Raw genomic sequence first — 15,258 nt, forward strand, 5'->3', positions numbered from 1 at the left:
GGCTTTATCCTATTTGATAATGAAATATATTCTGATGGGTATTATTGGATACTTAGGTTTATGATTGATGAGAGATTTCAAGGTAAGGGCTATGGGAAATCAGCTATACAGCAAGTCATTACTAAACTTAAGAATAGAAACGATTGCAAAGAAATTAGAGTATCTCATGTCTCACATAATATTGTAGCGAACTCAATTTATAAGAGTTGTGGTTTTCAAGAAACCGGAGAAGTAGAGGACTGTGGTGACCCAATATTAAGTTACAAAATATAAAGGTAGAAATCCTCTGCATGCTTATCATGAGGTCGAATAGATATGCTAGATAAATCGAAGATGCCGATTCCATCAGATAACATCGTATCTACGCTGCGGCCTATCGGCCTTGGTCTGCAAGAGGGATTTCTAGGATGCGGATTCAGCAGACAACCCTGCACCACCTAACCGCGTTGCGGCCAGTCGCTTTGCTCCTTTAAGGTGGAGAGGATTCGTAGATACCCAAACGTTAAGTGAAATCTCCCGTAAGACACTAGGAACCAAAAATAACTCTTTAGGTTATAATGAAAGCATAATAATGATTCAGAGGAGGGAAGTTCATTGAAGCGAGAAGATATTGAAAATAAATTGAGATCTGAAAAGCATTATTTGAAGGAACATTTTTATGTCGAGAAGATCGGGCTATTTGGTTCCTTTGCTCGTGATGAACAGACAGAAAACAGTGATATTGATTTGTTAGTTGAATTTTCTCGTCCTGTTGGATTTGAATTCCTGGAGCTGAAGCATTATTTGGAGACTATATTTAACCGCCACGTTGATCTTGTTACTCCTAATGCCATTAAACCTTATATGAAGGATGAAATACTTAGTGAGGTACAATATCAGTGAAACGGCCAATAAATTCATTAATGGACATTTTAGAGTCAATTCATCGGATAGAATCGTATCTCTTGAACGTTGGGTATGAGGACTTTTTATCAAATCAAATGCTTTTGGATGCAGTAGTACGAAATCTAGAAATAATTGGAGAAGCGGCTAGAAACATTAATGATGAAATAAAGAAAAAGTATCAGGAAGTTCCATGGAGGAATATGATTGGGCTAAGGAACATTTTGATTCATGAATACTTCGGTATTGATGAAAGCATCATTTGGGAAGTATCTACAAGAAATTTGCAAGAAATAAAACCGATAATTATGAAAGCTATTCAGGAAGTGGGAGACTTCACTTAACATAATATTCACGCTGCGATACCTTGCGGTCTCTTGGTTGTCAGATGAACAATCGAAGAAGATGCTCAGACAACAAACGACCCAGCCTAAGATAAGAGCTATCTAAGGCTGGGTCGTTTCGTGAATACGAGAACGTTATGAGAAATTCGGTGTGAATGGCTAAAGTTAAAACGGATCGATCAGTCATCGTTATGACTCCTCAGACTATTATGAGCATAGTGAATACTAAACTAAAGGAATGAAAATGATGAAGTTTTTAAGAAAAGAAAAGTTGCAAGCAGAAAAATATTTAGAATTAATTGATAATTTAAAACTGAAAGAATCCAACAACATATCTAGTAATATAGTAAAGCTAAATAAATTAAAGGGTCTTTTTACTGCTTATAACGTAGCTGATTTGCAGATAATACGAACTGAAGTTAGCTCTCTGGTAGAAGATTATAAACAAAATTCTTTATTCACTAGTATGATCACGATCATGTTAGCAGTTTTCACATTTGCTTTTACTATTGTAAAAGAACTATTGGGTTTATATAAGCTCACTGGATTATTCTCACCAATATTAATTTTACTTATCGGATATGTATTGATACAGATGCTTTTGATGTTTAAAAGTTATTCAAGAAGCTCAAAAAGTTTAAATCAATTATTGAGTATTATTGATTTAATAATAGAGGAACGTCGGAATATGGATATACTACATCAAGAAGCTTATAAGGATTTTCTCAACGAAGAAAGTTAAGGACTAATACAATAAAATAATAAGCATAATCGAAGAAGACCGAACATCTCATAACAAAGTATTCACGCTGCGGGCTGACGACCTTGGTCCGACCGAAGTTAGAACAAAGGAAGTGGATTCAGTCGGACAACCCTCCGAGCCTAAGTCTGGCGACCTGTTCACGTTGTTCACTTAAGGCTCTCGGGTTCGTGAATACAAGAACGTTATACGACAGTACGTAGAAAAATATTGAGTTGGAGGGTACATAGATGTCTGATGAAACTATAGAAAATTACAAAAAACTATCCAGTGAACTAAACAATCTAATTAAATCTGAGAAAGCAATCCCAACAATGCATGCATTCACAGAAATATATATAAAAGTAATAGAAACTTTGATTGAAAAAGGGATAAGTATTCAACCTTTTGAAAACTTCAGTTTATTGAAATTTAGAAGATCACTAACTCCTGAAAGTGACAGGGGTTGCGCACTATTAGCAGTAGCATTCCTCGATAACTTAATTCAAAAGCTACTACAGAAGTATTTTATAGATAACAAACAAGTTGTAGATAATATTTTTACAGGGACCGGAGCATTATCATCATTTTCTTCTAGAATAGAACTCGCATATTTACTGGGGTTAATTAGTCCAGATACTCGACGTGATCTTAACTTATTAAGAAAAATCAGAAATGAATTTGCACATTCAATGGAAATCCTCTCTTTTCAGGATCAAAGGATTGAAGCAAGATGTAAAGAATTGAAGAATAACATTCAAACTGATGAACAAGATGCTCGCAGTATGTTTGTAACAACAGTGTTTAGAATAGCTGGAATTATATTTGGTGAAACATTATTGATTAATAAAAAAAATCAGAAGGAAAATGAAGGCGTGGACAAAAGTGCTCAAATGATGACAGAAATATTATCAATGACACTTGATAGAGTGAATCAAATTGAAAATTCTGAGAAAGAAGATGAAAGTTGAATCAAAGTTCCGTCGTATAACACCATATTCACGCATCGGGCATTCGCCCTCGGTCCGGCACGAAGTTAGAAGTAGATTCTAGGAGGCATTTAAGTTTCGGGGAAGCTAGGGCAGCCGGACACATCCCACCACCTCACCGCATCGCGGCCGCCCTTCGGGCTTAAGGTGGTGGGACGTCGTGAATACAACAACGTTATCCGAAAGAACTAGGAATTTAATAAATATAGGCTGTTTTCGCATAGATTGTTTATTTACCGATACTAATAGGACCTTGCTATAATTGCGATCTAGGAGGCGGTAAAAATGTGAGAAAGTATATTTCAAGGTTTCTCGGAATTATCTAAATCAGAACAATTTAAGTTATATAATGCGATTAAGTTTCTATTGTTTCGGGCAGATCAAGGAGACGTAGCTAAAATAATTAAAGATATCCGTGAAAGTCGATTTCACGAAGGCCTTGCTTGTTTACATTGTGGAAGTGTCTCAGTTAAAAAGAACGGAAAATATCGAGGAAGGCAACGATACCTCTGTAAAGATTGCGGAAAAACGTTCAATGATATGACTAACACTCCCCTATCGGGCACCTATTACCTAAGTAAATGGATGGAATACTTTAAGATGATGGTTGAGGGCTATACGTTGCCTAAAATCACTTAAGTATTAAAAATTCATATCTCAACTGCTTTCTACTGGCGGCATAAAATCCTTAATGCTCTTAGGTCATTAGGCCACAGTACATTAAAAGGAATTGTCGAGAGTGATGAAATTTACTTTTTAGAAAGTCAAAAAGGCAAATAAGATATCTCCCACCGGGAAGCCCGTAAACGAAGTGGTGCAGCTACAAAAAGGGGCATTTCTAATGAACAAATATGTGTGCTTGTAGCCCAGGACAGAAATGGACAAGTAATTTCAGAAGTGGCCGGCACAGGAAGAATTAAAAGTACTGAGATAGACCGTGTAATGGGTCAATTTATAGATCATAACGCTTTGTTATGTTCTGTTAACGCAACTAATTATAAAAAGTTTGCAGCAGAAAAAGGGATAAAGCACGAAATTGTAAATATTCAAAAGGGAATTTATGTAAATGAGTCAATTTACCATATCTAACACGTCAAGGCCTATCACGCTCAACTCAAGAAATTTATGCAAAGGTTTCAAAGTGTGGCAACCAAGTACTTGGATAACTATCTTTTCTGGTTCAAATATATTAATCAAACAAAAACTATTGCCAAATCTGAACGGGTAAAACAGCTACTTTTAGGTTCTTGCCGGAATTCAAAACATTCTACAGTGGAGATGTTAAGACCAGCGTATAAAATCTGTTTTTGATGGTTTCTTTGGTGTGCAAAAATTTGATTTAAGCCGGCAACCTATTTAAGAGCTTATGTTAAAATTAGAATAATGGAAATAATCTTGTTTAACTAACGGGGCAGTAATATTGAATAGGGTAGGTATTTAGGCTTGTGCTAGTAAAATTCTTTTTCAGAATGGGAAGGTGTCAAAATGAATATTGCAGAGGAAATCATAATTTCTCCATTAAAGGATGAATTAATTGAGGACATTAATAAAACAAGTGATTATTTTAAAGTGTTTGGTAAGGTTGTACCCAGTTTTCAATCAGGAAAATGGTCTTTTGAAGAGAATCTATTTGATGAAACTAAAGAAATTCGTTTCCCAGATGATAAACTTGATTGGAGCCGATATATAAACCGTGAAGATAAAGCTCTATTTTTAGCTTATAAGAATAATAATTGCATTGGGCAAATTAGAATAATCAACGATTGGAATCGCTTCTGTTATATTGAAAATATCGCTACAAAAAAAGAATTTAGAGGATATGGAATCGGGAAGTTGCTCTTAACTAAAGCGGAAGAGTGGGCAAAACAAAGAAAACTTATCGGAATGTCTCTAGAGGCTCAAGATGATAATCTTGGAGCGTGCAGGTTTTATGTGAAACAAGGATTTATACTAGGTGGAGTTGACACATTGAAACAGTCATATAATCCAAAAATAGAAACCACTTTGTATTGGTATAAGTTATTCAAGTAAGGGGTGCTTTAGCTGAAGAAGCAAATCCTTAATTAACAAAAACTCGTAATTTTTCTAATGCGAGTTTTCTTTGTTATAGCCTTATGGTATAGCAACAATATTTACGAAAACAGCCTAAATATAAGAAGATTCAGAATGCTGAAAAGGCGGATATGTGGAATATTTTTAAGAGGCATTCCGGAGAAGCGGATGGAAAACCGACTCTAAGTAGGCACTTCGGAGAAGTGAATTGAAAGCGATTGAGGTTGACTTTTCAGAGGTGAATTAAGTGAGGTTTGTAAGCAATTCGCAGAAGTCAGTTCCATCGGATAACACCATATTCACGCTGCGGGAGCTGAGGCTCCCTTGGTCCGGACCGTGGAACTTCACAGAGGCAAAATCAGCCGGACAACCGCTGCGAGCCTAAGTCTAGCGACCCGTTCGCTGCGCTCACTTAAGGCTCTCGGGTTCGTGAATACAAGAACGTTATCGGAAATCATAATTATCAGGGAGGAAGAAATATGAAAAAAAAGAAAACATCAAACATTCTTAATGAATATAATGATAAGCAAGATCTGTATAAGGATTTTGCTAATAAACTCTCATCACTCATCAGGGACATTCTCTTAACTAATCACATTACTGTTCATTCTATAACTTGTAGGGAAAAACATTTTAAGAGCTTGGAAGGCAAGCTTCAAAAAAATACAAATAAATATAATAAACTAGAGGACATTACTGATCTTGCAGGATTAAGAATAATTACATATTTTTCTGATGAAGTTGATTTAATAGCAAGTTTAATTGAGAGAGAGTTTGAATTTGATGCTGAAAACTCAATCGACAAAAGAAAAATTTTAGACCCTGATAGATTCGGATATTTATCGATGCATTATGTTATTAAGCTTAAAGATAATCGCGCTTCACTGCCTGAATATAGTAGATATACTGATTGCTATGCAGAGATCCAAATTAGAACAATATTGCAACACACTTGGGCAGAAATTGAACATGATTTAGGCTATAAGAGTAAACTAGAGATTCCAAAAGATATAAGAAGAAATTTTTCTAGACTAGCTGGATTGCTAGAAATTGCAGACTCTGAATTTTTAAGAATCAGAAATGAGTTGGAAAATTATGAACAAAAGGTGTCAGAACAAATCATATTACAGCCAACAATAGTTTCTATTGATAAGGTATCGTTGGATTCGTTTGTAAATAATAATTCAAAAATTTACGAGATATCTAAGGAGATTGCACAAACTATTAATTATGAATTAAGGAACACCGCTGTATTATTAGATAGGTATATTGAACGCTTTCATTATTTAGGGATTGAATATATTTCTGAAATTGAAGCTTTATTAGATAAGTATAGTGCCACTATGATCAAGTTTGCTGATAAGTGGATTGATAAAGATCAAAAGGATGAAGATCAAGAGATTAGGTCAGTAGATTTAGGTATCTCACTTTTCTACTTATGTTATATCGTTGTCGCTGAAAAACAATCTTATGATGTTGCATTTGAGTATTTCTCGAAGTTTAGTATAGGTGATGATGACGAACGAGATAAGAACTCGAGAGCGTTGGTAGATATATACAAAGAAATTGTGGGTTGAATTATGACATCCGATAACAAAGTATTCACGCATCGGACCATTCGGCCCGGTTCGGCAGTGGGATTTCGGGGAAGCTGAGCAACCGAACACATCCATTCCCCTAAGATAAGAGCTATCTAAGGGGAATATACGTCGTGAATACAAGTACGTTATAGGAAATCAGCGCAAAACAACTATTAGATAATACATAGAGATTGAGTAACTATTAATATTGGTTATCAAGATAACTAGTTGGAGGCTCGCCCATGGAAATTGCAAATGAAGTAATCGAAAGTATGTTGATTAAGTTTAACTCGGAGAGGAAATGGACTCTCCAAGCGATTGGACAATTGTCAGAGGAAGATTTAACATGAGTGCCTAACTCTGAAAGTAATAGTATTACTAATTTAGTTGCTCATATTCGAGGTTGTGTTCATTCCAGAATAGAAACAATCTTTTATGATATTCCAGACACTAGGGACAGAGACAAGGAATTTGAACGTGGGCTCAAATATTCTAAAGAGCAAGTTTACAACATGACAAAAGAAGCATTTGATATAATCATTCAATATCTCGAACACCTCAAGTCAAACCCTGAATTGTTATTATCACAACCGTTTATCAATCGTCCACCTCTTACATATAGCCAGGTAAACAATGAGACAACCGTTCTAAATCTTATGATAGCAATGATTAGAGAAATGCATTATCATACCGGGCAAATAATATATGCAGCAAAGATTAGAAAGGGACAACTTGTATGGAATTATGACTAATATAAAAGTGTATGAATGTTAAAGTGTTTCGAAAAAGGCACTGACATCCTATAACAAAGTATCTACGCTGCAGGCCATTCGGCCCTTGGTCTGCTAGAAGTATTTCCGAGAAGTAATTCAGCAGACAACCCTACGAGGCTAAGTCCGTCGGACCCGGCGCATTCGCGCCTTAAGCCTCTCGGGTTCGTAGATACAAGAACGTTATGTGAAATACCGGAAACCGTTTATTTAAGAGGGTGAAACTATGCAGCAAGTGGATATAACCACAACTCTTGAAGAGTTGGAAGAGGAAAAGTGGAGTGAACCGAATTTTGCTTCTCGATTAGTTCTCCAAGGACATGAATTAAGAAAGAAACCTCTCTGTGAATTGAATAATGAAGATTTAAGGCTTTTGATCGGGCAACAGATGAGTCTAGATCTTCTTTTGCCTCTAGCTTTAGAGAAATTAATGGAGAACCCATTGAGATCAGGAGATTTGTATATAGGTGATTTATTTTGTTCGGTACTTAAAATAGGGCAAGAATATTGGGAAGAACATAGAGAATTAAAGAACGAATTAGATGAAGTGATCAGAACATATGAAGAGGAGAGAGAGACATTAGAAGATCACATAAACCAATATAGAAGTGATAATTTGTAAGTCGATTCAAGAAGTCCGGTACATCACATAACATAATATTCACGCATCGGACATTCGTCCTCGGTCCGGCATTCGCCGGACACCCAGCATATACTGGGTCGTGAATACAGGAGCGCTATGGGAAATTCATGCAAATCAAATGTGGAAGTAGGAAGAACAATGGAAGATAGTCTATTCTTTACAGATGAGTTATTAACGAATATGAATAAATTCTTTACTGGGGAAGTAGTTCTTTTAGGAAATTTGAACAATGTAGAAGAAGAACGAATTAAACTAATCTATCCTCTCCTAGTTTCAATAATTGATAACTCTAAGTCTATGTCTATATTAGGTGAATGCAATTTAATTAATGATATGTATAAGATAGCTAGGTCTTATGTTGAAAGAATGATTAACTTTATGTATTTACAGGTTTGCAATGAAGGTGAATTTAAATCATTCCAATTACATACAACCCAGTGGATCGTTCAATCGAAACAACAAGAGGCAGGGTTAAAGTTGACTATACAGGCAAGGACAATGTAACTCTTCCGAATTTAGATGAAGCATTAGAGCGATTTACAAGTAAATCAGGCAAAGAAATAACACACTGGACACCAGTTTCCTTAGATAAACGAATTGAAACTATTAGCGAAAGAACTAATATAGATCCCAGTATCATGATGATGTGTAAGCTAAATATTTATGAGGATGCATCGGAAGCATTGCATGGCACATTATATGGTTCACTATTTCACTTAGGGATTTTCCACCAGGAACAAAGTTATCGCATCCTAACGATTTATTACAACATTATAATTCTTTAAAGACTACAATTTATTGGACTTGTGGATTACTAACCGATGATTTATTTGCTTTACTTAACGAAAAGTACTCAAATTTAGAGGGACTGTATATTAAATCGAAAGAATATACAAACAGAGCAGTAGATGTAATGAAGAAGGCTGCGAAATACAATGAAGAAACTAAAAGATTTGACTGATATTTCGATGAAGGCTTGAACATCCCATAACACCGTATCTACGCTGCGGGCTGCGCCCTTGATTCGCAAGATGAGGTAGGCAGAGAAGTGGATTCAGCTCACAACCCTGCGAGACTAAGTCCTGCGGACCCAGTCGCATGCGCTCCTTTAAGCCTCTCGGGTTCGTAGATACATCAACGTTATGCGAAATCAATTTTAAAGGAGAATCGAATATAATATGGGTAAGAAATTAACTATATTTCTTGTTGATGGATCTGAAACAGGACCTAGAACAATTGAAATTGGTAACTGGTCTGGCAAAGCAGTATACTCGCAAAGATCATCACTTCCCAAAATTATAGAAAGGCAGGAATTCAATCGACCGGGTGTTTACATATTAAAATCAATGCCCAATAACGATAGTTATAACGAGCGAATGTACATAGGTGAAGCTGAGAACTTAAGAAAACGACTTAAACAACATTTAGCTGATTCTGATAGAGATTTTACAGAAATTGTAGCTTTTATTAGTAAAGATGAAATGCTTACAAAATCACATATTAAGTATTTGGAATCCAGGATTATTACTTTGGCCAAGGAGGCTAAGACTGCCGAAATTGATAATACCGTTCAACCAGAACTGACAACATTACCTGAGGCAGATATCTCAGACATGGAATACTTTTTGGATCAAATCAAGCTTATTTTTCCTGTAGTGAATTTTATGTTCTTGGTTCCTTCCACATTAAAGCAATCTGAGAATGCAACTGTTTTAGAGCAACCATCAAACAATAGTGAGATGGTTTACACAGTAAGAAGCAAGAAGGTAGCAGCAAAGTTAATTGAAACAGAAAAAGGCTATGTAGTATTATCCGGATCTCAAAGCAGTAAAACTACATCTAATTCTATTTCTGAAGGATGGATCAAACAAAGAAATAAGTTAATAGAAACAGGGGTGCTCATCGACGGAGGAGAGTTTTATATATTCAAGGATAATGCAATTTTTTCAAGTATTAGCGCAGCAACAGCTGTAGTATTAGGTCGGCAAGCGGCAGGTCCAGTAGAATGGGTTGATTCTGCTGGAAGAACGTTTAAACAAAATCAGGAGAAGAAATTTGAAGGGGAACTCAATGATGAAAATTGACATCGCATAACATAATATTCAAGTTGCGGCTCCTAACGGAGCCTTGGTCTGCTTGATGGCTTTCTAAGATGTAGCTCAGCAGACACATCCGACTACGTCGGACGTCGTGAATACGGGAACGTTATGCGAAACCCCTGTACAATTATTATTAGGAACTGTAAAATTTAACTATTGGGAGGGTCTGAAATGAATAAAAAGTACCTTATAAGTATTAAAGATTTGGTCTATTTAATTGTAATATTAATTGGAGTGATTATAACCCTGCTTACTATACGTCTTGGTGATAACGGATCAGTAGTAGATTATTTTGGATTCGCGGGAACCCTTATCAGTATAGTATTGGCTGTGGTTGCACTAATCTACGCTTTCTTTCAAAGTATTACTTATGGAAATGCAAACAGCAAATTGGAGGAATCAGCAAAAAAGATAGAGGAAGTCACTGATGATCTAAAGAAAGTTAGCAACATTGAAAATCTTACAAAAGATCTAACTTCTTCGGTAGAAGAAGTTAAAAGTAATATTCACCAAGCTATCGCAGGAATTAACGAAATGTCAGCAACTTTTCAAAATAATATTATTGAATTTCAAAGCTTAGTTAGTAATCTAGATATCATACATACTAGTGTTGTAGAAACGCGGCAGGATATTCTAACAAAATTAAATGTTGTTGGTAGTGAAAATACTAATAAAGAAACTCCAATAGTTGCAGTCAGGGAAGAATGGATAGGAATTATCGTTTCGGCAATGCACAGGTTTCATATATTGTATTTATTTTACTTGTCGCTTGTTCATGATAGTGGTGTGAGAACAAACTGGCAACAGTATGTGGAGTGGGCGTTAAATAATGATTTAGCCTTTTGGAACGAATTGTGGAAAAATGAACATGAAAAAGCGGACGAAGAAAGGGATACTAACAATATTCAAGTAGTTTTACAGAGAAATATTGGCGTACTCATGTCAATACACCCTAGCTTAGTGAACAATGGTTGGATAAAAGTTTCAGGTAAAATATACGATGTAGAGGTTAACGAATATAACGACATATTGAAAGAGAGTGTTAGAAAGCGAATAGAAGAGTTAGACTTAGACAAGTCATCTGAGATAATCGAACTAATCAACAATAATAAAATAGTAAAAGAATAGATAGTATTATTGGTCCCTAGCACTAGGGACTGTTTATATATTTGGTAGTGGTTCCATGAGGAGCGGGGCATCGCATAACACCGCATTCACGCATCGGAGCTAACGCCCCTCGGTCCGCAAGATGTATTTTCTAAAGTAGCCTAATCGGCGGACAACCCTGCACCGGCTAAGTCTTCGACCCGCGCTTCGCGCTTAAGCCGGTGAGGGTTCGTGAATGCCATAACGTTACGCGAAACCACCTAAACCAATTTAAAAACCAAGGAGAATCATCAATGATATGGGAGTCATCTTATTGGAAAGAGGATCTCTTGGCACTTTCAAAGAAAATTAGTACTAAATATCGAGTAACTCCTTTTTCTGAAGAATTAGCTGTAGAATTCGAAAAAGATATAATGATCGCTCTGTATTCTGTCCGGAAACTTGAAGAAGCCCGTAAATTATCTTCAAATACAAAAAGTATTCAATTAAAAGTAAAGTCATACAAAAACCTTAAGAATGTTACTCTTTTAAACTGGCATCGAATTGAAGAGTTGTTTGACTTAGATAATCCCATAAATGAAAAAATTCGAGCAAATCATTTTTATAATCAAATCATACATAGTTATATTTTTCTTATTTCCACGGATGAATCAGATTCAATTGATGGATTTTTCTTTTGTTCAGACAGAGTGCGTAATAAGAGACTGTATTATGTTGAATTAATTGAAATAGAAAGATTCGTATCATTTGTTGGAAATGATTATCCAACCAAACAAAGTTTTGATTACGACGAATCATTACAAGATTATACAGTAAATACACCAACATAAAGATCAAAATTAGTATTCGAAAGAAGAGGTGGCATCGGATAACAATATATTCACGCAGCGGGCCGGCTGAAGCCGTCCCTTGGTCCGCCCGAGGCATTTCGAGGAAGTGGATTCAGGCGGACAACCCTGCGAACCTAACCGCAGTCGCGGCCGGCAGCTGAAGCTGCCTTAAGGTTCTCGGGTTCGTGAATACGGGAACGTTAGGCGAAATTCGGGTACTATGCAGCATGATTCATTGAAGTGTATGTTTAATACTAGTATTAATACAATCAGCTAATTGATCGATTATATTGTCAAAGTCGAGTTTAAGTTCTTGTTCCCAGACTCGAATAAGAGTCCATTCTTTTTCTAGATAGTATTCAGTTACTTCTTTGTCTCGTTGGATGTTTCGAGTAATTTTCTTTTCCCAATATTCAGGATTTTTTCTGGGTTGCTTATAGTGAAGTGAACATCCATGCCAAAAGCAAGAATCAATGAAAATTACAATTTTATATTTTTTGATTGCAATGTCAGGTTTGCCGAATAAGCATGTTACATTTTTCCGGAATCGAATACCTTTTCTCCAAATCGCTTTTGAAACAGATTGTTCAAGTTTTGTATTTTTTCCTCTAATTGAACTCATGACTAGGAAATTCTCTTTATCGTTTCTTTTGCGAGGCATAATTACCCCCCCTATATCAATGGGAACGTTCGTTCTAATAATAACTTAACGATGCTAAAAAGGCAATCTTCATACGCCACACAGAGATGTCCCGAATATCACATAACACCGTATTCACGTATCGGGAGTATCGTCCCTCGGTTGTCAGATGTATAATCATGGAAGAAGCTCAGACAACAAACGAGCCAGTCAAGATAAGAGTTATCTATGGCTGGTTCGTTTCGTGAATACAAGAACGTTATCTGAAAGGAACGCAAGATTTTTAAAGACTTTACTAACTATTTCGTTTGTTCATGGAGGTCCAATCAATGTATGCTGTTGTTGCGAATGTGGTAAAAGACAATCAACTTAGAGTTGGAGCAAAAGTTTATATTTTATTTTGTCACGGAATGGCTGAGAATCCAAAAGTGTATCTAATGGCTAAAGGCGGAATACGAATAGAGAAATATATGCCGTATAAACGATTAAATAAATTCAGGACGCAGTGGCTTCCGGAGCATATTAGAGAAAGAGTAATCTGGAAGTATGAAGATAAAGGAGTAGCAGATCAAGTGGCAAAAAGACTTGAGTTGATGTGGACTAATGTTCGCTTATTTGATGAACAAGGAAATCAAATCAGAGAAGGTGTTCCTGCAAGTGAAGCCTTTAATATAGCTGAAAATATTAAATTCATTGATAAGACTTATAGATTTAATGAGGTTTATAAGCCCAAAATCATTAATAAGACTTTTAACAAGATATAAATAAAAATGAAAAAGAGAACATTTGATGCCAGTGAACTCGAAGAAGGCGTTCCCATCAGATAACAACATATCTACGCTGCGGGTTTCGCCCTTGGTCCGAAAGAGGAGGAAGGCATGGAAGCGGAAACAGCTCACAACCCTGCGAGGATAAGTCCGTTGGACCCGGCGCGTTCGCGCCTTAAGCCTCTCGGGTTCGTAGATACGGGAACGTTAGCTGAAGGATACGCAAATCTTATAGGTGAGGGTGATTCGTTTGAAGCAAGGACTCATTGTGTTGATGAACGGAACTTCAAGTTCAGGAAAGACTAGTATTTCTATGGAACTGATCAATCAGAAAAAGATTCTTTTTCATCATTTATCCATAGATGATTTTTTTTATAATTACAATGATTTTATCGATAATAAATTTCCAGATATTGAACCTACAAGAGAAGTGGATAATCAAGTTGTCGGACAAATACTTTTTGATCCCATAATCTCAGTGTATTATGCAACAATTAAACTGTTTTCAGAAATGGGTTTGAATGTAATCGTCGATACCGTAATCGACAATGACAAGCGGTTTAATGATTATCTTGATGTACTTTTTGATCATCCTACATTATTTGTAGGAGTACTATGCTCGAAAGAAGAACTCATAAGAAGAGAGCAAATAAGAGGAGATCGAGAGATTGGACTAGCAAATTCCCAGTTCAATAAAGTATATTGCTTTAATGAATATGACCTTGAAGTAAATACTGAAGACTTGGATCCAACAGAATGTGCCGAAAAGATATTAAGTTTTATTAAGTCCGATAAGGATTACTCGGCATTTAAGAAATTAAGTAAAAGAGATATTCGTGTTTCATAGAAGGCGAATCCATCAGATAACAACCTATTCACGAATAAGGGCTATCGCATTGCCCCTCGGTCGGCCCAAGGGTTTTCGAAGAAGCGGAATCAGGCGGACACATCTGCAAGGCTAACTGCACTCCGCGCAGCCGGTTTGGTTGGAGGTCTACGCCTCTCCAGATCCGCACCTTATGCCTCTCGACGTCGTGAACACACGAACGTTAGGTGAAATCCCCCTAAACCATTTTAATTACAGGAGATTCTATGAAGCGAACTATAATGATCAGTGATATTCATGGCTGCATAAATCAATTAAATCAATTGTTATCTCAAATCTATTACGATCCGAATAATGATCAACTTATTTTACTGGGTGATTATGTTGATAAAGGACCAAACAGTAAAGAGGTAGTTGAAAGAGTTATTGATCTGATGGGGAATCATAATGTAATTGCGTTACGTGGAAATCATGACCAACGATTGTTTGATCTAATTTATACCGAAAGTAGTATTGTTAGGTCCAAGTTCATAGAACACGGTGGCATTCAAACTATACAAAGTTATTGTGATATAAATACTGAAATCAATGAAGAGCAATTGAATAAGGCGATAGAAACTATTAGAACTCATTTTAAGCATCATCTTGATTTTTTAGGTAGCTTACCTCTATACCATGAAGACAATAACCACATTTATGTTCATGCTGGATTGAATCCAAACTATACAGATTGGAAGAAGCAACCTGAAAGGGATTTTATGTATATAAAGGACGAATTCATTAGATCAAATTTTGAAATAAACAAGAAAGTTATTTTTGGGCATACCAGGACAATTGATATACATGGAGTACCCGATATATGGTTCAGTGAGGACAAGATAGGAATAGATGGTGGGTGCGCATATGGAATGCAATTAAATTGTTTAATCTTTCAAAATGGAACATATACAACGGCACAGGTTAAGAGATCTTGAGATTAGTTCAGGATGC

General features: G+C 36.2%; 17 protein-coding genes and 1 pseudogene. 17 read left to right on the forward strand and 1 reads right to left on the reverse strand.

Going from position 1 to position 15,258, the window contains the following annotated elements; translation table 11 throughout:
* The 14 genes and pseudogenes from CRG97_RS13390 to CRG97_RS13455 all read left to right on the forward strand — a co-directional run.
* Positions 1-273: GNAT family N-acetyltransferase (locus CRG97_RS13390; protein WP_202618919.1), on the forward strand; the 273-nt coding region annotated here is incomplete at its 5' end.
* Positions 274-594: 321 nt separating this feature from the next.
* Positions 595-882: a nucleotidyltransferase family protein gene (locus CRG97_RS13395; RefSeq protein WP_098743515.1), complete on the forward strand. Its 288-nt coding sequence runs from the start codon at positions 595-597 to the stop codon at positions 880-882.
* Complete coding sequence (locus CRG97_RS13400; RefSeq protein ID WP_082361133.1) at positions 879-1,226, forward strand: HepT-like ribonuclease domain-containing protein; 348 nt, start codon at positions 879-881, stop codon at positions 1,224-1,226. The genes CRG97_RS13395 and CRG97_RS13400 overlap by 4 nt, the downstream gene beginning before the upstream one ends.
* A 244-nt stretch (positions 1,227-1,470) precedes the next feature.
* Positions 1,471-1,968 (forward strand): hypothetical protein, encoded by a 498-nt coding sequence (locus CRG97_RS13405; RefSeq protein WP_153047494.1) that lies wholly within the window; start codon positions 1,471-1,473, stop codon positions 1,966-1,968.
* A 248-nt stretch (positions 1,969-2,216) separates the two neighbouring features.
* The gene (locus CRG97_RS13410) at positions 2,217-2,936 is read left to right on the forward strand and encodes an MltR family transcriptional regulator (RefSeq protein ID WP_098743521.1); all 720 of its coding nucleotides are present in this window, start codon (positions 2,217-2,219) and stop codon (positions 2,934-2,936) included.
* A 315-nt stretch (positions 2,937-3,251) separates the two neighbouring features.
* Positions 3,252-4,265: pseudogene (locus CRG97_RS13415) on the forward strand (IS1595 family transposase).
* A gap of 174 nt (positions 4,266-4,439) precedes the next feature.
* A complete protein-coding gene (locus CRG97_RS13420; RefSeq protein ID WP_098743524.1) occupies positions 4,440-4,985 on the forward strand; it encodes a GNAT family N-acetyltransferase in 546 nt (181 codons plus the stop codon).
* A 500-nt stretch (positions 4,986-5,485) separates the two neighbouring features.
* A complete protein-coding gene (locus CRG97_RS13425; protein WP_098743527.1) occupies positions 5,486-6,583 on the forward strand; it encodes a GTP pyrophosphokinase in 1,098 nt (365 codons plus the stop codon).
* 353 nt (positions 6,584-6,936) lie between these two features.
* A complete protein-coding gene (locus CRG97_RS13430; protein WP_098743529.1) occupies positions 6,937-7,338 on the forward strand; it encodes a DUF1572 family protein in 402 nt (133 codons plus the stop codon).
* A gap of 244 nt (positions 7,339-7,582) precedes the next feature.
* Positions 7,583-7,978 carry a contact-dependent growth inhibition system immunity protein gene (locus CRG97_RS13435; protein ID WP_098743532.1) on the forward strand — a complete coding sequence of 132 codons (396 nt, stop codon included), beginning with the start codon at positions 7,583-7,585 and terminating at the stop codon, positions 7,976-7,978.
* A gap of 117 nt (positions 7,979-8,095) precedes the next feature.
* Positions 8,096-8,503: a hypothetical protein gene (locus CRG97_RS13440; protein ID WP_153047495.1), complete on the forward strand. Its 408-nt coding sequence runs from the start codon at positions 8,096-8,098 to the stop codon at positions 8,501-8,503.
* Positions 8,504-9,177: 674 nt separating this feature from the next.
* Positions 9,178-10,083, forward strand: coding sequence for a GIY-YIG nuclease family protein (locus CRG97_RS13445; protein WP_098743539.1), 906 nt, complete (start codon positions 9,178-9,180; stop codon positions 10,081-10,083).
* 186 nt (positions 10,084-10,269) lie between these two features.
* Positions 10,270-11,226, forward strand: coding sequence for a hypothetical protein (locus CRG97_RS13450; RefSeq protein ID WP_098743542.1), 957 nt, complete (start codon positions 10,270-10,272; stop codon positions 11,224-11,226).
* Between the two features lie 272 nt (positions 11,227-11,498).
* Positions 11,499-12,035, forward strand: coding sequence for a hypothetical protein (locus tag CRG97_RS13455; protein ID WP_098743545.1), 537 nt, complete (start codon positions 11,499-11,501; stop codon positions 12,033-12,035).
* 232 nt (positions 12,036-12,267) lie between these two features.
* Here CRG97_RS13455 and CRG97_RS13460 read toward each other — a convergent pair whose 3' ends face one another.
* Positions 12,268-12,696 carry a very short patch repair endonuclease gene (locus CRG97_RS13460; protein ID WP_098743548.1) on the reverse strand — a complete coding sequence of 143 codons (429 nt, stop codon included), beginning with the start codon at positions 12,694-12,696 and terminating at the stop codon, positions 12,268-12,270.
* A gap of 308 nt (positions 12,697-13,004) precedes the next feature.
* Between CRG97_RS13460 and CRG97_RS13465 the strand changes: the two genes are divergently transcribed.
* From CRG97_RS13465 to CRG97_RS13475, 3 genes are all read left to right on the forward strand, one after another.
* Positions 13,005-13,439, forward strand: a complete 435-nt coding sequence (locus CRG97_RS13465; protein WP_098743551.1) for a hypothetical protein — start codon at positions 13,005-13,007, stop codon at positions 13,437-13,439.
* Positions 13,440-13,692: 253 nt separating this feature from the next.
* On the forward strand, positions 13,693-14,289 hold the full coding sequence (locus CRG97_RS13470; protein WP_098743554.1) for a chloramphenicol phosphotransferase CPT family protein: 597 nt from the start codon (positions 13,693-13,695) through the stop codon (positions 14,287-14,289).
* 245 nt (positions 14,290-14,534) lie between these two features.
* Positions 14,535-15,242 (forward strand): metallophosphoesterase family protein, encoded by a 708-nt coding sequence (locus tag CRG97_RS13475; RefSeq protein ID WP_098743557.1) that lies wholly within the window; start codon positions 14,535-14,537, stop codon positions 15,240-15,242.
* Positions 15,243-15,258 lie beyond the last annotated feature (16 nt).

It is taken from the genome of Paenibacillus sp. EZ-K15, from assembly GCF_002573715.1.
In the GTDB taxonomy this organism is placed as follows: Bacteria; Bacillota; Bacilli; order Paenibacillales; family Paenibacillaceae; genus Paenibacillus_AQ.

Bases quoted from the DNA above. Each gene is read 5' to 3' on its own strand.
- CRG97_RS13435 (WP_098743532.1), top strand. From the start codon at position 7,583: ATGCAGCAAGTGGATATAACCACAACTCTTGAAGAGTTGGAAGAGGAA.
- CRG97_RS13410 (WP_098743521.1), top strand. From the start codon at position 2,217: ATGTCTGATGAAACTATAGAAAATTACAAAAAACTATCCAGTGAACTA.
- CRG97_RS13475 (WP_098743557.1), top strand. From the start codon at position 14,535: ATGAAGCGAACTATAATGATCAGTGATATTCATGGCTGCATAAATCAA.
- CRG97_RS13465 (WP_098743551.1), top strand. From the start codon at position 13,005: ATGTATGCTGTTGTTGCGAATGTGGTAAAAGACAATCAACTTAGAGTT.
- CRG97_RS13445 (WP_098743539.1), top strand. From the start codon at position 9,178: ATGGGTAAGAAATTAACTATATTTCTTGTTGATGGATCTGAAACAGGA.
- CRG97_RS13455 (WP_098743545.1), top strand. From the start codon at position 11,499: ATGATATGGGAGTCATCTTATTGGAAAGAGGATCTCTTGGCACTTTCA.
- CRG97_RS13405 (WP_153047494.1), top strand. From the start codon at position 1,471: ATGATGAAGTTTTTAAGAAAAGAAAAGTTGCAAGCAGAAAAATATTTA.
- CRG97_RS13450 (WP_098743542.1), top strand. From the start codon at position 10,270: ATGAATAAAAAGTACCTTATAAGTATTAAAGATTTGGTCTATTTAATT.
- CRG97_RS13425 (WP_098743527.1), top strand. From the start codon at position 5,486: ATGAAAAAAAAGAAAACATCAAACATTCTTAATGAATATAATGATAAG.
- CRG97_RS13440 (WP_153047495.1), top strand. From the start codon at position 8,096: ATGGGAAATTCATGCAAATCAAATGTGGAAGTAGGAAGAACAATGGAA.
- CRG97_RS13420 (WP_098743524.1), top strand. From the start codon at position 4,440: ATGAATATTGCAGAGGAAATCATAATTTCTCCATTAAAGGATGAATTA.
- CRG97_RS13460 (WP_098743548.1), bottom strand. From the start codon at position 12,696: ATGCCTCGCAAAAGAAACGATAAAGAGAATTTCCTAGTCATGAGTTCA.